Genomic DNA, 25,568 nt, shown 5'->3' on the forward strand with positions numbered 1-25,568 from the left:
CCGCTCAGCATCCACCTCGATCCCAAGCAAGATAGCGTGGACAGAACCCCTAGGCAAAACCCTCGACGTTTTGGAACGTTTGCGCCCGGATGGATGAGCAGCCGTTCGCTGCGATTTGACGAAGGAGCAGGTTGGGCTCACCGCTGCCCTTCCCCCGGCGACAGGATGCACCAGAGACAGCGCGCCCGCGCCACGCTATGCCGGGGCCCGAGGGGAGGACATTCGCACCCGCGACCAAGGAAAGGAGCGCCATGAAAGCGCCCGCCCCGCCGTTGACCCAGTTCACGCCCAAGATCGTCTCGGTCCTGGCCGAAGGCTACGGCCCCAGGGCGCTGCGGGCCGATCTGGTGGCCGGGCTGACCGTTGCGGTGGTGGCGCTGCCGCTGTCGCTGGCCATTGCCATCGCCTCGGGCGTGCCGCCCGACCGGGGGCTGATTACCGCCATCGTGGGCGGGTTTCTCGTCTCGCTGCTGGGCGGCAGCCGGTTCCAGATCGGCGGGCCGGCGGGGGCATTCATCGTTCTGGTGGCGGCCACGGTGCAGCGCCACGGGCTGGACGGGCTGGCGCTGGCCACCTTCCTGTCCGGGATCATGCTGGCCGCGGCCGGGGCGCTGCGGCTGGGCGGGTTCGTCAAGTTCATCCCCTACCCTGTGACCGTGGGCTTCACCGCCGGGATCGGGCTGATCATCCTGATCAGCCAGATGCGCCCCTTTCTGGGTCTCACCCTGGACGGGCCCGAGCCGGGGCCGTTCGTGGAAAAGCTGCCGGTGCTGTGGGCCGCGCTGCCGACGCTCAGCCCGCTGAACCTGGCGCTGGGGCTGGGCGCGTTCGGGTTTATCGCGGTGCAGCGGCGTCTGGCGCCGCGCCTGCCGGGGATGCTGGCGGCAATCGCGCTGGCGGGCCTGACGGTCTGGGCGCTGGACCTGCCGGTGCCCACCATCGGCAGCGCCTATGGCGGCATCGCCGCGGGGCTGCCGGCGCCGTCGCTGCCGGATGTCTCGTGGGCCAAGGTGCAGGCGGTGCTGCCCGATGCGCTGGCCTTTACCCTGCTCGGCGCCATCGAGTCGCTGCTTTCCGCCGTGGTGGCGGATTCGATGACCGGCCGGCGCCACCGCTCGAACGCCGAGCTGATCGGGCAGGGCGTGGCCAACATGGCCTCGGCCTGTTTCGGCGGGTTCTGCGTGACCGGCACCATCGCGCGGACCGCCACCAATGTGCGCGCCGGGGCGCATGGGCCGGTGGCGGGCATGATCCATGCACTGGCGTTGCTGGCGGTCGTCTTGCTGCTGGCGCCGCTGGCCAGTGCCATCCCGCTGGCGGCGCTGGCGGGGGTGCTGGTTTCGGTCGCGCTTCACATGATCGATCTCGGCGCGATCCGGACGCTCGCGCGCACCGCGCGGGCCGAACTGGTGGTGCTGCTGGCCACGCTGGCGATGACCGTGCTGCGCGACCTGACCGAGGCCATCGTCACCGGCCTTGCGCTGGGCGCGCTGGTGTTCATGCACCGTATGGCACAGATGAGCGGTGTCGACGCGATGCTGGACGAGGCCGACACCGACTCGCGCCCCGAAGACCGCGGCGAGGGGCGGCAAACCGTGGTGCTGCGGCTGACGGGCGCCTATTTCTTCGGCTCGGCCCCGGTGATCGAAAGCGTACTGGACCGCATCGCCGCAAGGCCGCGCCACCTGATCCTCGATCTTGCCGACGTGCCGCTTCTGGATGTGACCGGGGCGCACAGCCTGGCCGGGTTCGTCCGAAAGGCGCTGGGCCAGGGCATGGCGGTGACGCTGGCCGCACCCCGGCCGCAGCACATGGACATGCTGAAGGCCGCGGGTCTGCCCGCCGCCGCGGCCACCGCGGCAGACATGCAGGCCGCGCGGGCGCGGGCGGACGTTCGGCCCGGCAAAGGGGTGTGATTGGCGCGGCTCTTGCCGCCCGTGGCCGCGGGCGCGCCCTAGACCGCCGCCTTCTTCATCTCGTCGACATAGATTTCGCGCAGCCGGCGGGCCACCGGCCCCGGCGTTCCGTCGCCGAGGCTGACCCCGTCGATCGCCACCACCGGCGTCACGAAGGCCGAGGCCGAGGTGACGAAGGCCTCGTCGGCCGCCTTGGCCTCTTCGACGGTGAAGGGGCGTTCGTCGACCTCCATCTGCGCCTCGCGGGCAAAGCGCAGCACCGCGGCGCGGGTGATGCCGTGCAGGATCTCGTTGCCCAGATGCCGGGTGACGATCTTGCCGCCGGTGACGATGTAGGCGTTGTTCGAGGTGCCCTCGGTCACCTCGCCATCCTCGACCATCCAGGCGTCGCCGGCGCCCGCGGCCTTGGCCATCATCTTGCCCATCGAGGGGTAGAGCAGCTGCACCGTCTTGATGTCGCGCCGCCCCCACCGCAGGTCGTCGATCGTGATGACGGTGATGCCCGTCGCCGCGCCGGGGCTATCGACGATGCCCTTGGTCTGGGTAAACAACACCAGCGTCGGCGCGGTTTCCTCGGGGTCGGGGAAGACGAAGTCGCGGTCCGCGGGCGCGCCGCGGGTGATCTGCAGGTAGATCAGCCCCTCGCCAAGGCCATTGCGCGTCACCAGTTCGCGGTGGATCTGCAGCAGCTCTTCGGTGCTGGCCGGGCTCGGCATGTCAAGCTCGGTCAGCGAGCGTTCCAGCCGCTTCATGTGGCCCGCGAAGTCGACGAGCTTGCCGTCCAGAACGCTGGTCACCTCGTAGACGCCATCAGCGAAGAGAAAGCCGCGGTCGAAGATCGAGACCTTGGCCTCATCCTCGGGCACGAAGGCCCCGTTCACGTAGACTGTCCGGCTCATCGCGGCGATCCTTTCCTCAACATGGCGGCCCCGGGGCGTTGCCCCGTCGCCGCTGACGCGCGTCACCCCCAGAGCAGCGCGTCGGGCGGGTAGACGGTCGACCCCTCGTAGCGCAGCGGGTGGGGCCGGTCTTCGGCCAACAGAAGCGGAGCGTCAAGATCGGTCACCGCCGCGCCCTGGGCCACCACCACCGCTGGCGCCATGGCCAGGCTGGAGCCAACCATGCAGCCGACCATGATGCCGTAGCCCTCGGCCATGGCGGCCTTGCACAGCGCCAACGCCTCGGTCAGCCCGCCGGTCTTGTCTAGCTTGATGTTGACCATGTCGTACTTGCCCTTCAGCGCGGGCAGCGAGGCACGGTCGTGGCAGCTCTCGTCGGCGCAGACGGGCACCGGGCGCTCGATCTCGGCCAGCATGTCGTCCTCGCCCGCGGGCAGGGGCTGTTCGACCATCTCGACGCCGAGGCGCACGAGGTGCGGCGCAAGCGCGGCATAGGCGTCGGCCGTCCAGCCCTCGTTGGCGTCCACGATGATGCGCGCCTTGGGGGCGCCCTCGCGGACGGCCTCGAGCCGGGGCATGTCGTCCTCGGTGCCCAGCTTGATTTTCAAGAGCGGGCGCCCGGCATGTTTCGCCGCCGCCGCGCGCATGTTCTCGGGCGTGTCGAGCGACAGCGTGTAGGCGGTGACGACCGGCTTTGGCTTGGGCAGACCGGCCAGTTGCCAGACCCGCTTGTCCGCGCGCTTGGCCGCGAGATCCCACAGCGCGCAGTCGACGGCGTTGCGTGCGGCCCCGGCAGGCAGCAGATCGGGCAGGTCGGCGCGGGTCACGCGCCCGGGCAGACCCTCGATCTGGGCGGTGACGCTGTCGAGCGATTCGCCGTAGCGGGCATAGGGCACGCATTCGCCCCACACCGCCGCGCCGTTGGCGAGGATGCGCACAGTCAGCACCTGGGCCTCGGTGCGGCTGCCGCGCGCGATGGTGAAGGCCTGGGCCAGGCGAAAGCTTTCGGGGGTGACGACGATTTTCATGGCCGCAACCTACAGCGCCGCCAGCGCGTCCACCAGACGCCCCGCGCCCTGCCGGAACGGATCGACCGTGGGCAGGCCCATCCGCGCCTCGACCTCGGACAGGTAGGCCTCTGCCTCGTCCGCTGCCATGGCGGCTGTGTTGACCGAGATGCCGACCGCCTGAACGCCGGGGTTGGCCGCGCGGGCCACCGTCAGCGACAGATCGCGCAGCTCTTCCAGCGAGGGCAGGGCGTAGTCGGGCAGGCCGCGCATGTGCGTCCGGGTGGGTTCGTGGCTGAGGATCAGCGCGTCGGGCTGGCCGCCGTGGATCAGCGCCATGGTGACGCCGGAATAGGAGACGTGGAACAGGCTGCCCTGCCCCTCGATCATGTCCCAGTGGTCGTCATCGTTGTCGGGGCTCAGCCACTCGACCGCGCCGGCCATGAAATCGGCCACCACGGCGTCCAGCGGCACGCCGTCGCCGGTGATCAGAATGCCCGTCTGGCCGGTGGCGCGAAAGCTGGAATTCAGCCCGCGCGCCTTCATCTCGCGGTCCATCGCAAGGGAGGTATACATCTTGCCGACCGAACAATCGGTGCCCACCGCGAGGCAGCGTTTGCCGGACCGTTTCTTGCCGTTGGCGATGGGATAGTCCCGTTCGGGCACCCGCACGTCGTGCAGCGCGGTGCCGGTCGCCTCGGCCACCGCGACCAGGTCGGGCTCGTCGCGCAGCAGGTTGTGCAGGCCGCTGGCCAGGTCGAAGCCTTCCTCCAGCGCGGCCACCAGGACCTTTTTCCACGCCTGCGAGATCACGCCGCCCCGGTTGGCGACACCGATCACCAGGGTCTTGGCGCCGGCGGCCTTGGCCTCGGCCAGGGTCATGTCGGGCAGGCGCAGATCGGCCTTGCAGCCCTCCATGCGGAACTGGCCGACGGCATTGTCCGGCCGCCAGTCCTTGATGCCCTGGGCCACCTTGGCCGCCAGCGGGTCGGGCGCGTCGCCCAGAAACAGCAGATACGGGGTCTCGATCATTGCGGGCCCTCCTTTTTGGTCGGGGTCGAGACTAGCGGCCGGCGCAGGGATGTCTTGCCGAAGGCGGGGGCCGAAAGCCCGGTTTCGGCAAGATCGTTCGAAATGCAGGCAGGGTGGGTGAAGAATCATGCAGCCCGTGCCCGATCCGCGTCTTGCCGCGGCGCAGCGAAATGGCTTGCGCCTGCATGCGCAAGTTTTTATCACGCAGGCCGAGCCAAACGACACATCCTTACCAAGAGGCGCGACACATGTCATTCCGCATCCAGCCCACGCCCGTCTCCCGCCCCAACCGGTGCCAGCTGTTCGGCCCGGGCTCGCGGCCGCAGATCTTCGAAAAGATGGCGGCGAGCGAGGCGGACGTGATCAACCTCGACCTTGAGGATTCGGTTGCCCCCGATGACAAGGACAGCGCGCGCCGGAACGTGATCGAGGCGATCGGCGACATCGACTGGGGCAAGAAGCATTTGAGCGTTCGGATCAACGGGCTGGACACGCCCTACTGGTACCGCGACGTCGTCGAGTTGCTGGAAAACGCGTCCGACCGGCTGGACCAGATCATGATCCCCAAGGCGGGCTGCGGCGCCGATATCTACGCGGTCGACGCGCTGGTCACCGCGGTCGAACGCGCCAAAGGCCGGACCAAGCCCATCGGCTTCGAGGTCATCATCGAATCGGCCGCCGGCATCGCCCATGTCGAGGAAATCGCCGCCGCCAGCCCGCGGATGCAGGCGATGAGCCTGGGCGCCGCGGATTTCGCGGCCTCGATGGGGATGGCGACCACCGGTATCGGCGGCACGCAGGAAAACTATTACATGCACCGCGAGGGCGAGAGGTACTGGTCCGACCCGTGGCACTGGGCGCAGGCCGCCATTGTTGCCGCCTGCCGCACCCACGGGGTGCTGCCCGTCGACGGGCCCTTCGGCGATTTCTCCGACGACGAAGGGTTCCGCGCCCAGGCGCGGCGCTCGGCCACGCTGGGCATGGTCGGCAAATGGGCGATCCACCCCAAGCAGGTGGCGCTGGCCAACGAGGTCTTCACCCCCTCCGACGAGGCCGTGGCCGAGGCCCGCGAAATCCTTGCCGCCATGGAAAAGGCCAAGGCCGAGGGCGCGGGCGCGACCGTTTACAAGGGCCGGCTGGTCGATATCGCGTCGATCAAGCAGGCCGAGGTGATCGTGCAGCAGGCCGAGATGATCGCCGGGCGCTGAGACCAGGCGCATCCGGGCAGATCTACCGCGAAACGGGGCCGAACAGGCCCCGTTTTCCTTTTCTGGGTGCTTGTGCGAAACGCGCGTTCGCCAGCGCGGCGGCGCGCGCCGACACCGTCCCTATTCGCGCCGCGCCCCCGTGCGCCGTTAAGGCCATGTGCTATGGTCACGCGCGACCACAAGGAGATGGAGAGGGCCATGACCAAGAGCGGCACGATCAGAACCACCAACGGGCGCGGGCGCGTCTATGACAGCGTGCTCGACACGATCGGCGACACGCCCGCGATCCGCGTCAACAATCTCGGCCCCGAAGGCGTGACGATCTACGTCAAGGCCGAGGCGTTCAACCCGGCTGCCTCGGTCAAGGACAGGCTGGCGGTGAGCATCATCGAGGCGGCCGAGCGCGAGGGCCGGCTGAAACCCGGCCAAACCGTGGTCGAGGCGACCAGCGGCAATACCGGTATCGGGCTGGCGATGGTCTGCGCGCAAAAGGGCTATCCGCTGGTGATCACCATGGTCGAAACCTTCTCGGTCGAACGGCGCAAGCTGATGCGGATGCTGGGCGCCAAGGTGATCCTGACCCCGAAAGAGGAAAAGGGCACCGGCATGGTGAAGAAGGCCCAGGAGCTGGCGGAAAAGAACGGCTGGTTCCTCGCCCACCAGTTCGAAACCGAGGCCAATGCCGATATCCACGAGGCGACGACGGCGCGCGAGATCCTGGCCGATTTCAACGGCCAGCGGCTGGACTATTTCGTCACCGGCTATGGCACGGGGGGCACCGTCACCGGGGTTGCGCGCGCGCTGCGGCGGGACCGTCCGGAGACGAAGGTCATCCTCAGCGAACCGACCGACGCGCCGCTGATCGCAAGCGGCCACACGCAAAAGCGCAACGCAGCGGGCGAGCCCGACGAAAGCCACCCGGCCTTCAAGCCGCACCCGATCCAGGGCTGGACGCCCGATTTCATCCCGCTGGTGTTGCAGGAAGCGATCGACAAAGGGTTCTATGACGAGTTGATCCCGGTCGCCGGGCAGGAGTCGCAAGACTGCGCACGGGACCTCGCCCGCAAGGAGGGCATCCTGACCGGCGTCTCGGGCGGGGCGACCTTCGCGGTGGCGCTGGCCATCGCCGAGCGGGCCGAGCCGGGCACGGTGATCCTGGCGATGCTGCCCGACACCGGCGAGCGCTATCTTTCGGCCCCGCTCTTCCAGGCGATCGACGCCGAGATGGACGAAGAAGAGCGCGCGATCGCGGACTCCACGCCGGGCTACCGGATGCCCTGAGGCCGCGCCGCACCCAGCCGGTGCGGCGCCCAGGGCGGCGCATATCGACGGACGTCGCGGTGGCGGGATCGCCGCGGCAGGCCACCTGTCAGAGCGCCGCTTCCGATCGCCCCGTTATTGCAAAACCGGGCGGTGGCGTTCATATACGCGCCACCCATCTGGAGCTGTGGCGCATGAACTATCTCGAATTCGAAAAACCGCTGGCAGAGATCGAAGGCAAGGCCGAAGAGCTGCGCGCCCTGGCGCGCGCCAACGAGGAGATGGATGTCGAGCAGGAGGCCGCCGCGCTCGACCGCAAGGCCGCGGACATGTTGCGCGACCTTTACAAATCCCTGACGCCGTGGCGCAAATGCCAGGTGGCGCGCCACCCCGACCGGCCCCGCTGTACCGACTATATCCAGGCGCTGTTTACCGAATACACGCCGCTGGCCGGCGACCGGAACTTTGCCGACGACCACGCGGTGATGGGCGGACTGGCGCGGCTCGACGATCAGCCGATTATGGTGATCGGCCAGGAAAAAGGCGCCGACACCAAGACCCGGCTGGAGCACAATTTCGGCATGGCCCGGCCCGAGGGCTATCGCAAGGCGGTGCGCCTGATGGACATGGCCGACCGGTTCGGCCTGCCTGTGATCACCCTTGTCGACACGCCCGGCGCCTATCCCGGCAAGGGCGCCGAGGAACGCGGCCAGTCCGAGGCGATCGCGCGGTCGACCGAAAAATGCCTGCAGATCGGCGTGCCGCTGGTGTCGGTGATCATCGGCGAGGGCGGGTCGGGCGGCGCAGTTGCCTTTGCCACGGCCAACCGCGTGGCGATGCTGGAACATTCCGTCTATTCGGTGATCTCGCCCGAGGGTTGCGCCTCGATCCTGTGGAAGGACGCCGAGAAGATGCGCGAGGCCGCCGAGGCGCTGCGCCTGACCGCGCAGGATCTCAAGAAGCTCGGCGTCATAGACCGCATCATCCAAGAACCTCTGGGCGGTGCCCAGCGCGCGCCGGACGACACAATCGAGGCGGTGGGCCTTGCGCTGCGGGTGATGCTGAAACAGCTTGCGTCGCGCGGACGCGACCGTCTGATCGCCGACCGACGGCAGAAATTCCTCAACATGGGCGCCAAAGGCCTCGCGGCCTGAGCCCGGGCGATCTGCCCCTTGTCAAACGCGCCGGTCCGGCGCGCCGCCGGGCGCCGGCACCGGGATTGGGCACGGTGTTGCCCAATCATGGACAGAGTTTTGCTGGAATTGGCTGGAATTGTGCTTGCTGGGGGAGGCCCCAATCGGTTTCTCTGGTTGTACGGCAAGCGAGGAAACATGGCGCACTACGAGTTTAAGGTCGTCCCCGCACCCGATCGGGTGCAACCCATGGTGGAAAGCCCCCGTCGACGCGATTCGTTTTGTGAGACGCTCCAGGTGCTACTCAACGACCTCGGGGCCGAGGGCTGGGATTTCGTCCGTGTCGAGAGCCTGCCTCTCAGACACGGCTTCTGGTCGTTCCGGGCGCCGGTGGAAGAGCGGTGCCTGATGATTTTCCGGCGCGAGTGTGCCGAGGCCGAGACCGAGACCGCGAAAAAGGCGCCGACGAAATCTGCGCCCGCCCCGACGCAACCGCAGATGGCGTCGCGCAAGGAGGTGCCGCATTTCGTGCGCACCGCCCGGCTGGCCGAGACCCCGACGCTGAAAGCCGTGGGCAAGGGCACGGGCTCGGGCTGAGCGTTCAGCCCTTGTGGCTGAATCCCGCCTCTTGCATCAGACGGTTGGACACGCCTTCCACCGACGTTTCCAGATCGGCCATGAAATCGTCGACCGGCAGGCCCGGCGCGACCGGCGCCAGGAACTCGACCACGGCAAGCCCCGGCTTGCGATAGATGCCGGTGCGCGGCCAGAACACGCCGACATTGGTGGCCGCGGGTACGCAGGGGCGGCCCAGCTCACGATAAAGCACGCCAGTGCCGATCTTGTAGGGGCGCGTGGCCCCCGGCGCGACGCGCGTGCCTTGCGGATAGATGATCAGCTGGCCCGGATCGTCGCGTTCTTTCAAGACCTGCGCGACCATGCCGGCGATTGCCTGCCCCCGCTTGCCCCGGTCGACCGGCACGCAGCCGATGCGCATCGCGTACCAGCCCAGGGCAGGCGCCCATTTCAGCGACCGCTTCATGATGAAGCGGGGCCGGCGGCAGGCGCTGACGATCAGGATGATATCGAAGAAAGACTGGTGCTTGGCCGCGATCAGAGCCGCGCCCTCGGGCGGCGTACCGCGGATTTCCGACCGCAGGCCGATCATCCAGCGCGCGGTCCAGCGCACCCAGCGGCAGTAGGCGTGAATCGCGCGAAAGGCCCAGGTGCGCGAGGCCAGCGCGGCAGGCGCATAGATCAGCGCGAAGAATGGCATCGCCAGGTACATCTGGCCCACGAACAGCGCCGAGCACAGCCATTGCCAGGCATAGGTCATCAGGTCAGCCCCCTCAGCATGCGCAGTGCCGCGGCGCGCGTGGCCGCGAAGGCGACCAGCGCGGCCAGCGGCGGCACCGCGAGCGGCCAGAGCCAGTGCCAGCCGCGAAATCCCAATCCGGTCAGAAAGCCGCCGGCCTCGCCGGTCTCGGGCATCAGCGCCATGGCCAGCATGCCCAGCGCGGTGCCCCCCGCGGCGCCTTCCAGCGCGCGGCGGGTAAAGCGGCGCACGAAAGCGCGCGCAATGAACACGTCGCGCGCGCCCACCAGGCGCAGCACCTCAATCACCCGCGCATTGGCCGCCAGCGCCGCGTTGGCCGCCAGCGTGATCATCGACGCCACGGCGGCCCCGATCAGCCCCAACGCGACCCAGCCGAACAGGCGCAGCCGGTCGGCGGCGGCCACCAGCGGCCGGCGCCAGCGCGTGTGGTCGTCCAGCACCGCGCCGGGCGCCTCGCCGGCCAGCCTCAGGCGCAGCGCCTCGGCGTCCAGCCCCTCGGGGCCCTCGACGAGTTCGACCAGCCGGGGCAGCGGCAGGCGGTCGACCGGCAGGTCGGGCCCGAACCAGGGCTCAAGCAGGGCGCGCTGTTCATCCGCGCTGAGCGCGCGGGCCGAGGCGACGCCGGGCGTGGTGCGCAATACGTCGAGGACCGCCTCGGTCTGGGTGGTCATCTGGCCCTGCGGCGCCGAGATGCGGACAGTGGCGGTGCGGGCCAGCGCGTCCGACCAGCGGTCGGCCAGCCGACCCGCGGCCAGCGACAGCGCCAGCGCGAAGACCGCCAGAAAGGCCATCGCCGCGCTGGTCAGCTGGGTCAGCCGCACCGGCATGCCGGCGGGCGGCACCACACGGTCGGAGCGGTCGGGACGCAACGCCGGCATGCTCACAGATCGGCCCCCGCAAGCTGCACCCGCCGGTCCTTAATGCGCAGCACCCGGGCCGAGACATTGGCCTTGGCCGCACGGATCAGGTTGAGGTCGTGGGTGGCGATCACGATCGCCTTGCCCATCCGGTTGAGCTCGATCAGCAGGTGCAGGATGCGCAGCGACATCTCCCAATCGACGTTTCCCGTGGGCTCGTCGGCGAGTATCAGCTCAGGGCCCATGATCACCGCGCGGGCCAGTGCGGCGCGCTGACGCTCTCCACCCGAAAGTTCCGGCGGCAAGGCCTCGGCACGGGTGTCGAGGCCGACCCAGCCCAGCAGATCGGCGAGGTCGCCCGCATGATCGGCTGCGTTGCGCCCGGCGACGGACAGCGGCAAGGCCACGTTCTCGGCCACCGAAAGATGGTCGAGAAACTGGCAGTCCTGGTGAACCACCCCGATGCGGCGCCGTGTATGGGCCACGTCATCGCGGCTCATCGCTCTGACATCCTTACCAAAAATCCGGACACGCCCCGCGGTGGGGGCAAGTTCGGCATAACAGAGCCTGAGGAAGGTCGTTTTGCCGGCGCCCGATGGCCCGGTCAGGAAATGGAAAGAACCCGGCGGCAATCTAAGCGCGAGCCCGCCCAAGAGCTCGCTCCCGCCATAGCTGTGGCTCACGCTATCGAGCTCGATCACGGCATCCTCCCAGGGGTTCTGCGCCGTTCTGCCCGAGGCGCCCGCGGGATTCAATCTCGGCGATTCGCAAACTCTTTGAATTTCCGCTGCGATTGATACAACATGCGGCAAACACAAGCAGGGTCGCAGACATGGGTTGCGAAAAGGGGGCGGGATGAGACTGGTGTGCCCGAATTGCGACGCGCAGTACGAGGTGGATGACGGCGTCATCCCCGAGGGGGGACGCGATGTGCAATGCTCCAGTTGCGGCCATACCTGGTTTCAGGCCGGCCCCGACGAAGAGACCGACGAGATCGCCGCGCCCGAGGCGGAAAAGGAATCGGAAGCAGACGACGCGGCAGACGCGATGCTCGACGCGCCCGACCCCGAACCCGAGCCCGAACCCGAGCCCAAGGCGGACGAGCCGGACAAACCCGAGGCGCGCGGCGCGCTCGACCCGTCGGTTCTGGATGTCTTGCGCGAAGAGGCCGAACACGAACGCCGTGCCCGCGCTGCCGAGCGCGGCAACGAAACCTTCGAAAGCCAGCCCAATCTCGGCCTAGAAGAAGTGGCCGGAGAGGCCGGCGCGATGCGCGAGAGGATGGCCCGCCTGCGCGGCATCGACTCCGACGAGGCCGAGGCGCGCGAAGACGGAACCATACCGCGCAGCGAACTTTTGCCCGATGTGGAGGAGATCAACTCGACCCTCCGGGCCGCGTCCGAACGGCACGACGACGGGATCATCCCCGCGCAAGACCCCGGCGACGAGGACGACAGCGGATTCCGGCGCGGGTTTGTCACGGTGCTGGCGATCTTCGCGCTGGCCACGGGCGTTTACCTCTATTCCGCCCGGATCGCCGCGATGGTGCCCGCCGCCGCACCGGCCCTGAGCAGCTACACGCAGGTCGTCGATGCCGGACGCGCCAAGCTGAACGCGTCTCTCAGGGGCGCCATCCGGGCTGTCACGGCCAAGCTGTCGGGCGGCGGGGGCTGACCGTCAGAACCGGTCGAGCAGCCGTTTCAGATACTCCAGCTCGATATCCGGGCGTTCCTGTTCGCCCGAACGGCGGCGGATCTCGTCCAGCAATTCGCGCGCGCGGCGATACACGTCCTCGCCCTGCAAGAGCTGCTCGTCGGTGCCAACACGGCCCTGCGTGCCCGGCGCACGGCCCAGCGGATCGCGCTGGCCTGTCGCATCGGCCTGACCGTTCGCTTCGCCTTGCTGGCCCTGGTTCTGCTGGTTCTGCGCCATCGCCTCGCCGAGGTTGCGCATACCCTCGCGGAGCGCCTCCATCGCCTCGGCCTGGCTGTCGAGCGCGCCGGCCAGATCGTCGCCCCTGAGCGCCTCTTCCGCGTCGCCCATCGCGCGACCGGCCCGGTCCAGCGCGTCGCGCGCCGCCTCGCCCTCGGGCGAGCCGCCAAGCCCCGGCAAGGCCTGCTGCTGGCGATCCAGTTCCCTGCGCAGCGAACGCTGGCGGTCGGCAAGCGACTGGCCCATGTCACCCGGCTGGCCGTTCATGCCCGGCTGCTGGCCGGACCCCTGGCCCTGGCCCTGCTGTTGCCCCTGCTGGCCCTGACCCTGCTGGCCCTGACCTTGTTGGCCCTGTTGACCTTGCTGGCCCTGACCTTGCTGGCCCTGCTGACCTTGTTGGCCCTGGCCGGGGTTGAACTGGTCCTGAAGCTCTTGGAACGAGTCGTCGTTCAGCCCCTGCTGGTTGCGCAGGGTTTCGGCCAGGCCTTCCATGGCCTGCTGGCCCGGGCTCTGGCCGCTCTGGCCCTGCGTGACCTGCATGTTTTCCATCATCTGACGCAGCTGTTCCAGCAATTGCTCGGCCTCGGCCATGCGGCCTTCCTGCATCAGCTGCTCCAGCCGCTCCAGCATTTGCTGCAGCTGGTCGCCGGTGATGGTCTGCATGTTTTCCTGGTTTTGCGCCTGCTGCTGACCGTCCTGCTGGTTTTGCTGGGCAAGCTGGCGCATGTAGTCCTGCATCGCCTCGCGCAGCTCCTGCATCAGCTCGGCGATTTCCTCGTCGCTGGCGCCGTTTCGCATCGCCTCGGACAGCCGGTCTTGCGCCCGCTGCAACCGCTCCAGCGCGTCGCCAAGGTCGCCGTCTTCGATCAGCACGGCGATATCCCACAGCGCCTGGGCGATCTCGTCCTGCGTCTCGGCGGTCATCCCGGCCTTGACGGCGGCCTCAAGCCGGCGCAGCGCCACCCGGAATTGCAGGTAGGTCGAGCCATCGCGGAACACGTCGTCGGGCAGGTAGCTGACCGCCCGCAGGATTTGCGCGACCCGCGCACCGTTGTCGCGCGTCCACAAGAGGTCGCGCCGCTGTTCGACGACCGCCCGCGCCAGCGGATCGAAAAACCGCCGGCCCGGCAGGCTCATCTCGAGCGGGGCAGAGCGGCCGGTCTGGCCCAGCGCATCCTCGGCCGTCAGCGTCATCGTCACGGGCAGCCCCGCCCACGGGTGCTGCGACAGGTTTTCGACCAGGGTCTCTGCGAAATCGCGCCGGTCGCCGGTGATCGACATCGGAAGATCCAGCACCAGGGCCTCGCGCGGGTCGGGGGCGGCCGTCAGGCCATAGCGGCGCTCGACCGAGTCGAGGTTCAGCGTGATCCGCGCCTCGCCCGCGACCACGCCGTAATCGTCGGTCGCGGCGAAGGGCTGGCGCATCTCGCCATTGGCGGCCACCTCCACCGCGCCATCCGCGGCGATGGTTGGCGCGCTGTCCGGCGTTATGGCGATCTGCCAGCTGCGCCCGTTGGGGCCGTCGATTTCCAGTGCGCCGGGCTGCACGATGTCAAAGCTCTGCGCCATGCCGGCCAGCGCCTCGGGCGCGTCGGCGGGGGCCGCGCGCCCCGACACCGTCTCGCGGATGTCGAGCGCGCCGACCTCGCCGTAAAGGCGCAGGGTCAGGCGGCTGCCCTTGGGCACCGCGAAGCTCTCGCCTGTGATGTCGTTGAGGTAGAGCGCGGGCTTGGCGGTATAGGCGGGCGGCTCGACCCAGCCCTCCCATGCGGGGCCGGTGGCCAGTGCTGCGCCGGGTCCCGCGGCCATATCGCCCACGCTGGCCGCGCGCCAGAGCGACCCGAACACCACCGCCACGACAAAGGCGGTCAGCGCGACATAGCGCAGCGCCAGCGGGTCGCGGTCGGCGACGCGCAGGTCAGGCGCGACGGCGCGCGCGCCGGCGGCGCGTTCGGCCATGCGGGCGACATGCGCGCGCCAGACGGCCTCGGACGCGGCATCGCCCGCGCCGATGGCCTGGCTGTCGGTCAGCGCGGCGATGGGCCGGCCCGGCAGGGTGCGGTCCAGCCGCTCGCGCGCCTCGGCGCGGCCGGGCCAGCGAAAGCGCCGCGCGCCGTAGATCAGGCTGGCGAGCACGACGAGGCCGGCCAGGGCAAGCCCGCCCGCGACCGCATAGAAGGGCAGCGCCTCGTGCGCGCCCAGCGCCAAGGCGGCTGCCACGGCCAAGAGAATGCTCCAGACCGGCCAGAACTGACGGGTGATGCGTTCGGCTACCATGCCCGCCTGCGTCAGGCGGACCCGGCCGCTGAGGCCGTCCAAGGCCGTGCGGGGGCTTGCGTCGCGCTCGGTCATGCTCCCTTTCCGCGGCGTGGCGGCGGGACTGCCGCTAGAGCCACACTGGAATGGTATCTCGGTTTATGATCTCGTCAAAGGATGGCCGGGCGCGGATGACAGCGAAGTGATCCCCGCTGACCAGCACCTCGGGCACAAGGGCCCGTGTGTTGTATTCCGAGGCCATGACCGCGCCATAGGCGCCTGCCGAGCGGAACGCGACCAGATCGCCGGGCGCAAGCGGGGGCATCATGCGTTGCTTGGCAAAGGTATCGCCCGATTCGCAGACCGGCCCGACGATGTCGACGGGCGCGCGCTCAACCCCCGGCGCGGGCTCTGCCAGGGGGTCGATATCGTGATGGGCGCCGTACATGGCCGGACGGACCAGATCGTTCATCGCCGCGTCGAGGATCAGGAAATCGCGCCCCTCGCCCTCTTTCATATAGATCACGCGCGCCACCAATACGCCGGCGTTGCCGGCGATCAGCCGCCCCGGCTCGATCTCGATCTCGCAGCCCAGATCGCCCAGGGTGCGCTTGACCATTTCGCCGTATTCCACCGGCAGGGGCGGGGCGAGGTTCGAGCGGTGATAGGGAATTCCCAGGCCGCCCCCGAGGTCGAGGCGGACGATGTCGTGACCGTCGGCGCGCAGGGTGCGGGTCAGTTCTGCCACCTTCTGGTAGGCCAGCTCGAACGGCTCTAACGAAGTGAGCTGGCTGCCGATATGCACATCGATGCCGACCACCTTGAGCCCCGGCAGGGTGGCGGCATGGGCGTAAACCTCGCGCGCCCTGGCGATGGGGATGCCGAACTTGTTCTCGGACTTGCCGGTGGCGATCTTTTCGTGCGTTTGCGCGTCGACATCGGGGTTTACCCGCACCGTGATTGGCGCGACGGCGCCCAGAGACAGCGCCACCTCGTTCAGGGCCGCCATTTCGGGCTCTGATTCGACGTTGAACTGGCGGATGCCGCCGGTCAGCGCCAGGTGCATCTCTTCACGCGTCTTGCCGACGCCGGAAAACACGATCCGCTCGCCGGGGATGCCCGCCGCGCGGGCCTTGCGGTACTCGCCGCCCGAGACGACGTCGACGCCTGCGCCCAGATCGCCCATCAGCTTGAGCACGGCGAGGTTGGAATTGGCCTTCATCGCGTAGCAGACAAGGTGGTCGGTGCCTGCCAGCGCCTCGTCGAACAGGCGGAAATGGCGGGTCAGCGTCGCCACCGAATAGCAGTAGAACGGCGTGCCCACCTCGGCCGCGATCTCGGCCAGCGGCACGTCCTCGGCATAAAGCCGGCCGCCGCGATACAGGAAATGATCCATTCAGGTCACGGGCCGCGAACGCAGGAACAGGTAAAGCGGCAAACCGCACGAAAGGCCGATGCCGAAGGTCGCCGGAATGGCGACCAGCGCCAGCCAGTTCTTGCGCGCCCAGGTTTCGGCGACGATCCAGATCGTCAGCGTGATTGCCGCGATCGTCAGATCCCATGTCAGGCCGGTGGAGCTTTCGTTGACGTACCAGGCGTCGATCATGCCGCCCCAATCCCAGTCGTTCTTCATCAGCCAGGAGATGAAGTAATACATCGGGTGGATCGCGCCCCAGATGGCGAGGCCAAGGTAGATCTTGCGCAGCAAAGACATCACTCTCTCCTGTTTCCGCCGGTCACGCCGAATTCGACGGTGCCCGAAACGTGTACCCCAGGTTCTGTGGCGGGGCGTTCGGGCGGCCCGTCGGCGCCGCAGGCCGCCAGCAGCAGAAGGGCCGATAGTGCCAGGTGTCTCATCCCAGTCTGTCCTTCCATCGCCCGATCTGCGCGCGCACCTGCGTGGGCGCGGTGCCACCATAGCTGACGCGGCTCGCCACCGAATTATGCACGCCGAGCACGCTGAAGACATCCTCCCGAATATCCGAATGCACCTGCTGCATCTCGCTGAGCGAAAGCCCGGGCAGGTCGCACCCTTTCTGCTCGGCCAGCGCCACCAGCGCGCCGGTCACGTGATGGGCCTCGCGGAAGGGTAGGCCGAGAGCGCGCACCAGCCAGTCCGCCAGATCGGTCGCGGTGGAAAATCCGCTGGCGGCGGCGGCCTCCAGCGCCGCGCGGTTGGCGGTCATGTCACGCACCATGCCCTCCATCGCGGCCAGCGCCAGCATCAGGTTGTCGGCGGCGTCGAAGACCTGTTCCTTGTCTTCCTGCATGTCCTTGGAATAGGCGAGAGGAAGCCCCTTCATCACCGTCATCAGCGCGACGTTGGCGCCGAAGATGCGCCCGATCTTGGCGCGGATCAGCTCTGCCGCGTCGGGGTTCTTTTTCTGCGGCATGATCGACGAGCCGGTCGAGAAGCGGTCGGACAGCGTGACAAAGCGGAACTGCGCGGACGACCAGATCACCAGCTCTTCGGCAAAGCGCGATAGGTGCATGGCGCAGATCGAGGCGGCGGAGAGGAATTCCAGCGCGAAATCGCGGTCGCTGACCGCGTCCAGCGAATTGGCCGCCGGCCGGTCGAAGCCCAGCGCCTGCGCCGTGGCGTGCCGGTCGATGGGAAAGGACGTGCCCGCCAGCGCCGCCGCGCCCAGGGGGCATTCGTTCATCCGCGCCCGGGCGTCGGCAAAGCGGGACATGTCGCGGCCGAACATCTCGACATAGGCCATCATATGGTGGCCCCAGGTCACCGGCTGGGCGGTTTGCAGGTGGGTGAAACCGGGCATCACCCACTCGGCGCCCGCCTCGGCCTGCGCCAGCAGCGCGCGGATCAATGCCTCCAGCCCGGCCACGGCGGCGTCGATCTGGTCGCGCACCCACAGCTTGAAATCGGTCGCCACCTGGTCGTTGCGCGAGCGGCCCGTGTGCAGCCGGCCGGCGGGCTCGCCGATGATCTCTTTCAGCCGCGCCTCGACGTTCATGTGGATGTCTTCCAGCGCCGTGGAAAATGCGAAAGTGCCGCCTTCGATCTCTGACAAGACCGTGAGAAGCCCTTCCCGTATGGCCTCGGCGTCCTTACTGCTGAGAATGCCTGTCTCGGCCAGCATGGCGGCATGGGCGCGGGAGCCTTCGATGTCTTGCCTCGCAAGGCGGCGGTCGAACCCGATCGAGGCGTTGATCGCCTCCATGATCGCGTCCGGCCCGGCGGCGAAGCGCCCGCCCCACATGGCGTTGGATTGGTCCTTGGTCATCGGATTGCCCCTGGAGGGATATATGCGCATTCTACGGTTGATCGTCCTCTACACGGCCATTGCGGCCGGTGCAAACGGCGCGCTGGCTGCCGATATGGCCTCGGTCGAGGCACTGCGCGAGGGCAGCCTGAAAAAGCTGATGTTCCACGACGATCCGCGCGCGGTGCCGGACATCGCCGTCACGGCCCGCGACGGCGGCGAGGTCAGGCTGAGCGATTACCAGGGCAAATGGGTGGTGCTGAACTTCTGGGCGACCTGGTGCGCGCCCTGCCGCGTGGAAATGCCCGCACTCGACCGGCTGCAGGGTGAGATGGGCGGGCCCGGCTTCGCCGTGGTTACCGTGGCCACCGGGCGCAACTCGCCCCGCGGCATCGACAAGCTGTTCGAAGAGACCGGCGTGACCCGCTTGCCCAAACTACAGGATCCAAGCTCGGCGCTGGCGCGCAACATGGGCGTCATGGGCCTGCCGGTGACTGTCATCCTCAACCCCGAGGGGCAGGAAATCGCCCGGATGACCGGCGACGCGGAGTGGGACAGCGACAGCGCCAAGGCGATCGTCGCCGCGCTGATGGGCGGCGGCTGAGCCGGTGCAGCTTATCGACCCGATCACCGAGGCGACGGCCGCCGAATGGGGCTATCTCGGCGACCGGGTAATGGGCGGGGTTTCCAGCGGGAAGATGCGCTTTGGCCGCGAGGGCGATACGGGCTTTCTACGGCTGACGGGCCATGTCAGCACCGCCAATAACGGTGGCTTCATCCAGATGCGCCGCGCGCTCGACGCGCCGCTGCCGCCAGGTGCAGGCGGGCTGGTCGTGCAGGTGCGCGGCAACGGCGCGCGCTATTTCGTGCATCTGCGTGTCGAGGGCGCGGGGCGGCCGTGGCTTTACTATCAGGCCGGTTTCGACAGCGGGCCGGACTGGGCCGAGACCCGCCTGCCCTTTGCGGATTTCGTGCCCTCGGGCGCCGGCCTGCCGGCCGCCCTGCGACCGCAGGACGTGCTGAGCATCGGCATCGCCGCCTACGGACGCGACCACGAGGCCGACGTCTCGCTGGCCACCCTGTTTGCCTATTAGGGCATGAAACTTTACGTAAAATCCGCCATTTGAGGCTTTCTTAGGGTTTCTTCGTCCATCTGGGTCACGGTTGGAACGGAGGCTCATATGGAACCCGGCAAGGACAGCGCGCTATCCGCGTGCGACCCGCGCGAGGACAGCCCGCTGTCGGCTGCTGTTGCAGGCCGCGAGGACGACACGCTCACCCTGGTGCGGCGCGCGATCGCGCGCGGCGACACGGCGCTGGCCTTTCAGCCCGTCGTCACCACCGGCAACACCTCCCGCCCGGCCTTCTACGAAGGCCTGATTCGGATCTTCGACGAGGGCGGGCGCACCATTCCCGCGCGCGATTTCATGGACGCGGTGGAAACCACCGAAACGGGGCGCCTGATCGACTGCTTCGCGCTCGAGATGGGCCTCGTCGCGTTGGCCCGGGCCGATGACCTGCGGCTCTCGGTCAACATGTCGGCCCGCTCGGTCGGTTATCCGCGCTGGATGCAGACGCTGGAACGCGGGCTTGCCGTCGACCCGACCATCGCCGAACGGCTGATCCTGGAAATCACCGAAAGCTCGGCGATGACCGTGCCCGACCTCGTGACCGTCTTCATGCGCGACCTGCAAAAGCGCGGCATCTCCTTCGCGCTCGACGATTTCGGCGCGGGCTACACCGCCTTCCGCTACCTGCGCGAGTTCTATTTCGACATCCTCAAGATCGACGGCCAGTTCATCCGCGGCATCCACGCCAATGCCGACAACCAGGTGCTGACCGCGGCACTGATCTCGATCGCGCGCCATTTCGATATGCTGACCGTGGCCGAGAACGTTGAAACCGCCGCCGACGCGGTGTTCCTGACCGAGCTTGGGGTCGACTGCATGCAGGGCTATGCCTTTGCCGCGCCCACGCTGGTACCGCCCTGGCAGACACGCACCGAGCGCCGCAGCGCCTGACCCGGGCGGCCGCAATTCGGCCCGCGGACAGGGGTGCATTTCCGCATATGCATCAACTATAGTCCGCGCCGACAACCCGGGCAAAAGGACAGACCCATGACCAATGTCGTTATCGTTTCGGCCGCGCGCACGCCGGTCGGCAGTTTCAATGGCTCATTCGCAACCGTTCCCGCCCACGACCTCGGCAAGGTCGTGCTGGAAGAGCTGGTCGCGCGCGCGGGCATCGACAAATCGGACGTGTCGGAAACCATCCTCGGCCAGGTTCTGACCGGAGGCCAGGGCCAGAACCCGGCGCGCCAGGCCCATATCAACGCCGGTCTGCCCACCGAATCGGCCGCCTGGGGCATCAACCAGGTCTGCGGCTCGGGGCTGCGCGCGGTGGCCCTGGCCGCCCAGCACATCCAGCTCGGCGATGCCTCCATCGTCGCCGCGGGCGGTCAAGAGAACATGTCGCTCAGCACCCATGTCGCGCACCTGCGCGCGGGCCACAAGATGGGCGACGTCAAGTTCATCGACTCGATGATCAAGGACGGTCTTTGGGACGCGTTCAACGGCTACCACATGGGCCAGACCGCCGAAAACGTGGCCGAGCAGTGGCAGATTGGCCGCGACCAACAGGACGAATTCGCGCTGGCCAGCCAGAACAAGGCCGAGGCCGCCCAGAAGGCCGGCAAGTTCAAGGACGAGATCGTGCCGGTGACCGTGACCCACCGCAAGGGCGAGACCGTCGTCGAGGATGACGAATACATCCGCCACGGCGCCACGATCGAAAGCATGCAGAAACTGCGCCCGGCGTTTGCCAAGGACGGATCGGTCACCGCGGGCAACGCGTCGGGCATCAACGACGGCGCCGCCGGCGTTCTGGTGATGAGCGCCGAAGAGGCCGAAAAGCGCGGGCTTGAACCGCTGGCGCGCATCGTCTCTTACGCGACCGCCGGCCTCGACCCCTCGATCATGGGCACGGGTCCCATCCCCGCCTCGCGCAAGGCTCTGGAAAAGGCCGGCTGGAAGGCCGAGGATCTCGACCTCGTCGAGGCCAACGAGGCCTTCGCGGCCCAGGCCTGCGCGGTCAACAAGGACATGGGCTGGGACCCGGCCGTGGTCAACGTCAACGGCGGCGCCATCGCCATCGGCCACCCGATCGGCGCCTCGGGCGCGCGCATCCTCAACACGCTGTTGTTCGAGATGAAGCGGCGCGGCGCCCAAAAGGGCCTCGCCACGCTCTGCATCGGCGGCGGCATGGGCGTCGCCATGTGCCTGGAGCGCCCGTAATCACGCTACGGGCGCGCAATATTGTTGCGCGCCCGGCATTTCTTGCGTAACAGCATTGCTGACGCAAACCACGACCACCCGGAGGAACCATGGCAAGAGTTGCACTCGTCACCGGCGGTAGCCGCGGCATCGGCGCGGCCATCTCGAAAGCGCTGAAAGAGGCCGGCTACGACGTCGCCGCCACCTATGCCGGTAACGACGAAAAGGCCGCCGCCTTCACCGCCGAAACCGGCATCAAGACCTACAAATGGAACGCTGCCGACTACGAGGCGTCGAAGGCCGGCATCGCCCAGGTCGAGGCCGATCTCGGCCCCATCGACGTGGTCGTCGCCAATGCCGGCATTACCCGCGACGCGCCGTTCCACAAGATGACGCCCGAACAGTGGCAAGAGGTGATCGACACCAACCTCACCGGCGTGTTCAACACCGTCCACCCGATCTGGCCGGGGATGCGCGAGCGCAAGTTCGGCCGTGTCATCGTGATCTCTTCGATCAATGGTCAAAAGGGCCAGTTCGCCCAGGTGAACTACGCCGCCACCAAGGCCGGCGATCTGGGCATCGTCAAATCGCTGGCGCAAGAGGGCGCGCGCTTCGGCATCACCGCCAACGCGATCTGCCCGGGCTACATCGCCACCGAGATGGTGATGGCAGTGCCTGAAAAAGTGCGCGAGGCGATCATCGGCCAGATCCCAACCGGCCGGCTGGGCGAACCCGAGGAAATCGCGCGCTGCGTGGTCTTTCTCGCCGCCGACGATGCCGAGTTCATCAACGGCTCGACGATCTCGGCCAATGGCGGGCAGTTCTTCGTCTGAGCGCGCACCATCGCGGCTGAACTGGGCGGCCCGCGCGGCCGCCCTTTTTCGTGCCCGCGTGCCGCGGGCGCGCTGCGCGCATGGGTATTTCGGCCAAGAAGAAGACAGGCGCGCCGCGTTCCATTCTTCTTGGTCCAAATACCCATGGGCGCGACGCCGGCCGCGGGCGATCGGCTCTGGCAGGGGCCGGGCGGCAGGGCTAGAAAGCGCCCATGACCCGCCCCCGCGCCACCGCCATCGGTTTTCTCGCCGTCCTGCTCTGGGCGCTGTTGGCGCTGTTCACCGTCGGTTCGGCGCCGGTACCGCCGCTGCAGCTTAACGCGATGAGCTTTGGCATCGGCGGCGCGATCGGCCTGGTCTGGGTCGTCACCACGGGCGAGGCGGCGCTTTTGAAGGCGGTGCCGTTGAAGGTCTACGCTTTCGGCACGGCGGGGCTGTTTGGCTATCATGCGCTCTATTTCTCGGCGCTGAGGCTGGCGCCGGCGGCCGAGGCGGGGCTGATCGCCTATCTCTGGCCGCTGTTGATCGTGCTCTTTTCCGGGCTTTTGCCCGGCGAGAGGCTGAGGTCTGGGCATGTACTGGGGGCATTGGCGGGCTTTGCCGGCGCTGCGCTGATCGTGGCGCGCGGCGCCACCGGCTTCGACGGAACGGCACTGCCGGGCTATGGGATCGCGCTTTTGTGCGCGCTCACGTGGTCGAGCTATTCGGTGCTGTCGCGGCGGCTGGGCACAGTGCCGACGGCCAGCGTGGCAGTCTTTTGCCTGGCCACTTCGCTGCTGTCGCTGCCGCTCCACCTGGCGCTGGAAGAAACCGCCTGGCCTGTCGGGCTGCTTGGCTGGTTGTCGGTGCTGGGGCTCGGGCTGGGGCCGGTCGGACTGGCCTTTTACGTCTGGGATGTCGGCGTCAAGCGCGGCGATATACAGCTATTGGGCGTGGCGAGCTATGCCGCGCCGCTGCTGTCGACGGTGGTCCTGGTCGCCACGGGCATTGCTGCGCCGACACCGACGCTGTTGACCGCCGCAATGCTGATCACGGGGGGCGCGGCGCTGGCCGCCAGGGCCAGCGCGCGCCGGGCCGTTCAGACCTGAGACAGCCGCTCGATCTCTTCCTTCAGCCGCAGTTTGCGTTTCTTGAGTTCGGCCACCTGCAAATCGTCGATGCCGGGGCTGCGCTGTGCCTGTTCCACCTGTTCCGAGAGGTTTTGGTGTTTTCTGCGAAGCTCCTGCAGATGCGATCCCAGATTCATGGCCGTCGCTCCCTCTGTGACTGACATTTGGTATTCACAGTGCAGCACGAAACCCGAGTCGTGTCACGCCCTTGAACGCGCGGAAATCGTGACTAGGCCCCCGTCAGCCCTCTGGCCAGACCAGTGCGGCCCCCTGACGCAGCACCGCGGCGACCTCCGGGGCATAGTCGTCTTTGTCGCTGCGGTGCCGGTCGCCGGCGTGCAGCACGAGGGGTGGCAGCAGGCGAAAAGCGCCGCGTCCGCCCTTGCGTGCGCGCAGGAGGATCAGCTTGGCCGGGCGCCCGGCGCGGGGCGCCAGCGGCAGGATCGCAGCGTTGCCCAAACGGCTGTCGAGCGCAGAAACCAGCGCAGGAAGGCGTTCGGCGCGCTGGATCAGCGTCAGCCAGCCGCCGGGGGCCAGGCGCCGGGTCGCGCTGTCGAGCCAGAGTGCCAGCGGCGTCTCCTCGCCCAGCGCCGCCTCGCGGCCCGCGTCGGCGGCCGGGGTGCCGCCCGTGCGCAGGTAATAGGGCGGGTTGGCCAGGACGTGGTCGAAGCTTTGGGCCCGCAGATCGGCGGGCAGCGCCGCGAGGTCGGCCTCGACCACCGAGAGCGCGATGGCGTTGCGTGCGGCATTCTGCCGGGCCAGCGCCGCATAGGCGGGCTGACGCTCGACCCCCGTCAGGTGCAGCCCCGGCACCCGCGCGCCCAGGCACAGGCTGGCCACGCCGGTGCCGCAGCCCAGCTCCAGCACCGTCTCGCCGGGGCGGGCGGGCACGGCGGCGGCCAGCAGCACCGGGTCGGCCCCGGCGCGGTAGCCGCGGGCGGGCTGGGCCACGCACAGCCGGCCGCCGAGAAACGCGTCCTCGGTCAGCGCGGTCATCGCGCCCCGTCATCCTCCGGCAGGGAGATGCCGTTGTCGCGAAGGATGGCGCGGGCGCGGAAGTGGTCGGCCTCGCGCACCATCATCCTGCGCGGCAATACGCCTATCGAACCCTCCAGGACGCTCATGTGGACATCCATCTGAAAGCAGTCTATCCCCTCGCCCTGTAGAAGCGCCGAGACATAGGCGATGAGCGTCGGGTCGTTGGTGCGGATCAGTTCTTTCATGACAGCGACATAAGGGCAGCGCACGCCCTTTGTCGAGCAACGCGACGAGGACGTGATGGGCCTGGACCACCCTGCGAGCAAACCCCACGAACGGTTGGGCGCCCTTCTGGCCGACGAGATGGCGGCAGTCAACGCGCTGATCCGCGAGCGGATGGCCTCGGAACACGCCCCGCGCATTCCCGAGGTCTCGGCCCACCTGATCGAGGCGGGGGGCAAGCGGCTCAGGCCCATGCTGACCCTGGCCGCCGCGCGCATGTGCGGCTACGAGGGGCCCTATCACGTGCACCTGGCCGCGACGGTGGAGTTCATCCATACCGCCACGCTCTTGCATGATGATGTGGTTGACGAAAGCGGCCAACGCCGCGGGCGGCCCACGGCGAACCTGCTCTGGGACAACAAATCCAGCGTGCTTGTGGGCGATTACCTGTTCGCGCGGTCGTTCCAGTTGATGGTCGAGACCGGCAGCCTGAGGGTGCTGGACATCCTGTCGAACGCCGCGGCGACGATCGCCGAGGGCGAGGTGCTGCAACTGACCGCGGCGCGCGACCTGCGTACCGACGAAGCGATTTACCTCAAGGTCGTGCGCGGCAAGACCGCGGCCCTGTTCTCGGCGGCGACCGAGGTGGGCGGCGTGATCGCGGGCATGGGCGAAGACGCGGTGCGCGCGCTTTACACCTATGGCGACGCGCTGGGCATCAGTTTTCAGATCGTCGACGACCTTCTGGATTTCGAGGGCGACAGCGCGTCGACCGGCAAGAACGTGGGCGACGACTTCCGCGAGCGCAAGCTGACGCTGCCGCTGATCAAGGCGGTGGCCAAGGCCGACGCGGAAGAACGCGCGTTCTGGGCCCGGACCATCGAGAAGGGCGATCAGCGCGAGGGCGACCTGGAACAGGCACTTGCGCTGATGGACAAGCACGCGGCGCTGAGCGACACGCGCGCCGATGCGCTGGGCTGGGCGGAGACGGCGAAAGAGGCACTGACCCACCTGCCCGAGCACGAGATCCGCGACATGCTGCGCGATCTGGCCGATTACGTGGTGGCACGGATCAACTGAGGCAGAGCGTTCGT

The 25,568-nt window shown here is 68.3% G+C and carries 27 protein-coding genes; 13 read left to right on the plus strand and 14 right to left on the minus strand.

Features of this window, described 5'->3' with window-relative positions:
• Positions 1 to 251: 251 nt before the first annotated feature.
• Positions 252 to 1,916 (plus strand): SulP family inorganic anion transporter, encoded by a 1,665-nt coding sequence (locus Ga0609869_RS06030; RefSeq protein ID WP_125405582.1) that lies wholly within the window; start codon positions 252 to 254, stop codon positions 1,914 to 1,916.
• A 38-nt stretch (positions 1,917 to 1,954) separates the two neighbouring features.
• Here the strand turns inward: Ga0609869_RS06030 and Ga0609869_RS06035 are convergent, their stop codons facing one another.
• From Ga0609869_RS06035 to dgcN, 3 genes are all read right to left on the minus strand, one after another.
• Entirely contained in the window at positions 1,955 to 2,815 is an 861-nt protein-coding gene (locus tag Ga0609869_RS06035; protein ID WP_125405579.1) for a D-amino-acid transaminase, read from the minus strand.
• Between the two features lie 62 nt (positions 2,816 to 2,877).
• The gene (gene dgcA, locus Ga0609869_RS06040; protein WP_125405576.1) at positions 2,878 to 3,843 is read right to left on the minus strand and encodes an N-acetyl-D-Glu racemase DgcA; all 966 of its coding nucleotides are present in this window, start codon (positions 3,841 to 3,843) and stop codon (positions 2,878 to 2,880) included.
• Positions 3,844 to 3,852: 9 nt separating this feature from the next.
• Positions 3,853 to 4,854: an N-acetyltransferase DgcN gene (gene dgcN / locus Ga0609869_RS06045; RefSeq protein WP_125405573.1), complete on the minus strand. Its 1,002-nt coding sequence runs from the start codon at positions 4,852 to 4,854 to the stop codon at positions 3,853 to 3,855.
• Positions 4,855 to 5,102: 248 nt separating this feature from the next.
• Here dgcN and Ga0609869_RS06050 point away from each other — a divergent pair, with 248 nt between their 5' ends.
• The 4 genes from Ga0609869_RS06050 (at position 5,103) to Ga0609869_RS06065 (ending at position 9,052) form a co-directional block, all read left to right on the plus strand.
• Positions 5,103 to 6,062, plus strand: coding sequence for an L-malyl-CoA/beta-methylmalyl-CoA lyase (locus Ga0609869_RS06050; RefSeq protein WP_125405571.1), 960 nt, complete (start codon positions 5,103 to 5,105; stop codon positions 6,060 to 6,062).
• Positions 6,063 to 6,260: 198 nt separating this feature from the next.
• Positions 6,261 to 7,343, plus strand: coding sequence for a cysteine synthase A (gene cysK, locus Ga0609869_RS06055; RefSeq protein WP_125405569.1), 1,083 nt, complete (start codon positions 6,261 to 6,263; stop codon positions 7,341 to 7,343).
• A gap of 173 nt (positions 7,344 to 7,516) precedes the next feature.
• Positions 7,517 to 8,476, plus strand: a complete 960-nt coding sequence (locus Ga0609869_RS06060; protein WP_125405566.1) for an acetyl-CoA carboxylase carboxyltransferase subunit alpha — start codon at positions 7,517 to 7,519, stop codon at positions 8,474 to 8,476.
• 276 nt (positions 8,477 to 8,752) lie between these two features.
• A complete protein-coding gene (locus tag Ga0609869_RS06065) occupies positions 8,753 to 9,052 on the plus strand; it encodes a hypothetical protein (protein ID WP_125405563.1) in 300 nt (99 codons plus the stop codon).
• 4 nt (positions 9,053 to 9,056) lie between these two features.
• Here Ga0609869_RS06065 and Ga0609869_RS06070 read toward each other — a convergent pair whose 3' ends face one another.
• From Ga0609869_RS06070 to Ga0609869_RS06080, 3 genes are read right to left on the minus strand one after another with little or no spacing between them, the layout of a single operon-like run.
• Positions 9,057 to 9,791, minus strand: coding sequence for a lysophospholipid acyltransferase family protein (locus tag Ga0609869_RS06070; RefSeq protein WP_125405560.1), 735 nt, complete (start codon positions 9,789 to 9,791; stop codon positions 9,057 to 9,059).
• Positions 9,791 to 10,669: a cell division protein FtsX gene (locus Ga0609869_RS06075; protein ID WP_125405557.1), complete on the minus strand. Its 879-nt coding sequence runs from the start codon at positions 10,667 to 10,669 to the stop codon at positions 9,791 to 9,793. The genes Ga0609869_RS06070 and Ga0609869_RS06075 overlap by 1 nt, the downstream gene beginning before the upstream one ends.
• A gap of 2 nt (positions 10,670 to 10,671) precedes the next feature.
• The gene (locus Ga0609869_RS06080; protein WP_125405554.1) at positions 10,672 to 11,349 is read right to left on the minus strand and encodes a cell division ATP-binding protein FtsE; all 678 of its coding nucleotides are present in this window, start codon (positions 11,347 to 11,349) and stop codon (positions 10,672 to 10,674) included.
• A gap of 154 nt (positions 11,350 to 11,503) precedes the next feature.
• Here Ga0609869_RS06080 and Ga0609869_RS06085 point away from each other — a divergent pair, with 154 nt between their 5' ends.
• Positions 11,504 to 12,322: a zinc-ribbon domain-containing protein gene (locus tag Ga0609869_RS06085; RefSeq protein WP_125405551.1), complete on the plus strand. Its 819-nt coding sequence runs from the start codon at positions 11,504 to 11,506 to the stop codon at positions 12,320 to 12,322.
• Positions 12,323 to 12,325: 3 nt separating this feature from the next.
• Here Ga0609869_RS06085 and Ga0609869_RS06090 read toward each other — a convergent pair whose 3' ends face one another.
• The 5 genes from Ga0609869_RS06090 to argH are packed head-to-tail and all read right to left on the minus strand — an operon-like array spanning position 12,326 to position 18,081.
• Entirely contained in the window at positions 12,326 to 14,932 is a 2,607-nt protein-coding gene (locus Ga0609869_RS06090) for a TIGR02302 family protein (RefSeq protein WP_125405548.1), read from the minus strand.
• 34 nt (positions 14,933 to 14,966) lie between these two features.
• Positions 14,967 to 16,232 (minus strand): diaminopimelate decarboxylase, encoded by a 1,266-nt coding sequence (gene lysA, locus Ga0609869_RS06095; protein ID WP_125405544.1) that lies wholly within the window; start codon positions 16,230 to 16,232, stop codon positions 14,967 to 14,969.
• A complete protein-coding gene (locus tag Ga0609869_RS06100) occupies positions 16,233 to 16,550 on the minus strand; it encodes a DUF2834 domain-containing protein (protein ID WP_125405541.1) in 318 nt (105 codons plus the stop codon).
• The gene (locus tag Ga0609869_RS06105; protein WP_170168818.1) at positions 16,550 to 16,693 is read right to left on the minus strand and encodes a hypothetical protein; all 144 of its coding nucleotides are present in this window, start codon (positions 16,691 to 16,693) and stop codon (positions 16,550 to 16,552) included. The genes Ga0609869_RS06100 and Ga0609869_RS06105 overlap by 1 nt, the downstream gene beginning before the upstream one ends.
• A complete protein-coding gene (gene argH, locus Ga0609869_RS06110; protein WP_125405538.1) occupies positions 16,690 to 18,081 on the minus strand; it encodes an argininosuccinate lyase in 1,392 nt (463 codons plus the stop codon). Before argH ends, Ga0609869_RS06105 begins: the two co-directional genes overlap by 4 nt.
• A 22-nt stretch (positions 18,082 to 18,103) precedes the next feature.
• On the opposite strand from argH, the gene Ga0609869_RS06115 reads away from it, so the two are divergent.
• The 6 genes from Ga0609869_RS06115 to yddG all read left to right on the plus strand — a co-directional run bounded on the left by Ga0609869_RS06115 (position 18,104) and on the right by yddG (position 23,253).
• Positions 18,104 to 18,664, plus strand: coding sequence for a TlpA disulfide reductase family protein (locus tag Ga0609869_RS06115; protein WP_125405535.1), 561 nt, complete (start codon positions 18,104 to 18,106; stop codon positions 18,662 to 18,664).
• Between the two features lie 4 nt (positions 18,665 to 18,668).
• Positions 18,669 to 19,154 (plus strand): CIA30 family protein, encoded by a 486-nt coding sequence (locus Ga0609869_RS06120; protein ID WP_125405533.1) that lies wholly within the window; start codon positions 18,669 to 18,671, stop codon positions 19,152 to 19,154.
• Positions 19,155 to 19,241: 87 nt separating this feature from the next.
• Complete coding sequence (locus Ga0609869_RS06125) at positions 19,242 to 20,081, plus strand: EAL domain-containing protein (protein ID WP_125405530.1); 840 nt, start codon at positions 19,242 to 19,244, stop codon at positions 20,079 to 20,081.
• 96 nt (positions 20,082 to 20,177) lie between these two features.
• Positions 20,178 to 21,353 (plus strand): acetyl-CoA C-acetyltransferase, encoded by a 1,176-nt coding sequence (locus Ga0609869_RS06130; RefSeq protein ID WP_125405527.1) that lies wholly within the window; start codon positions 20,178 to 20,180, stop codon positions 21,351 to 21,353.
• Positions 21,354 to 21,442: 89 nt separating this feature from the next.
• Complete coding sequence (phbB, locus tag Ga0609869_RS06135) at positions 21,443 to 22,165, plus strand: acetoacetyl-CoA reductase (protein WP_125405524.1); 723 nt, start codon at positions 21,443 to 21,445, stop codon at positions 22,163 to 22,165.
• Between the two features lie 212 nt (positions 22,166 to 22,377).
• Positions 22,378 to 23,253: an aromatic amino acid exporter YddG gene (gene yddG / locus Ga0609869_RS06140; RefSeq protein ID WP_125405521.1), complete on the plus strand. Its 876-nt coding sequence runs from the start codon at positions 22,378 to 22,380 to the stop codon at positions 23,251 to 23,253.
• Here the strand turns inward: yddG and Ga0609869_RS06145 are convergent.
• From Ga0609869_RS06145 to Ga0609869_RS06155, 3 genes are all read right to left on the minus strand, one after another.
• Positions 23,244 to 23,411, minus strand: a complete 168-nt coding sequence (locus tag Ga0609869_RS06145) for a YdcH family protein (RefSeq protein ID WP_125405518.1) — start codon at positions 23,409 to 23,411, stop codon at positions 23,244 to 23,246. The two genes, yddG and Ga0609869_RS06145, sit on opposite strands and share 10 nt — an antisense overlap.
• 103 nt (positions 23,412 to 23,514) lie before the next feature.
• Positions 23,515 to 24,270 carry a tRNA1(Val) (adenine(37)-N6)-methyltransferase gene (locus tag Ga0609869_RS06150; protein WP_125405515.1) on the minus strand — a complete coding sequence of 252 codons (756 nt, stop codon included), beginning with the start codon at positions 24,268 to 24,270 and terminating at the stop codon, positions 23,515 to 23,517.
• A complete protein-coding gene (locus Ga0609869_RS06155) occupies positions 24,267 to 24,497 on the minus strand; it encodes a putative signal transducing protein (RefSeq protein WP_125405513.1) in 231 nt (76 codons plus the stop codon). The genes Ga0609869_RS06150 and Ga0609869_RS06155 overlap by 4 nt, the downstream gene beginning before the upstream one ends.
• A gap of 55 nt (positions 24,498 to 24,552) precedes the next feature.
• Here Ga0609869_RS06155 and Ga0609869_RS06160 point away from each other — a divergent pair, with 55 nt between their 5' ends.
• On the plus strand, positions 24,553 to 25,554 hold the full coding sequence (locus Ga0609869_RS06160) for a polyprenyl synthetase family protein (protein ID WP_125405510.1): 1,002 nt from the start codon (positions 24,553 to 24,555) through the stop codon (positions 25,552 to 25,554).
• Positions 25,555 to 25,568 lie beyond the last annotated feature (14 nt).

This window comes from Rhodovulum iodosum (assembly GCF_041020385.1).
Lineage (GTDB): Bacteria > Pseudomonadota > Alphaproteobacteria > Rhodobacterales > Rhodobacteraceae > Rhodovulum > Rhodovulum iodosum.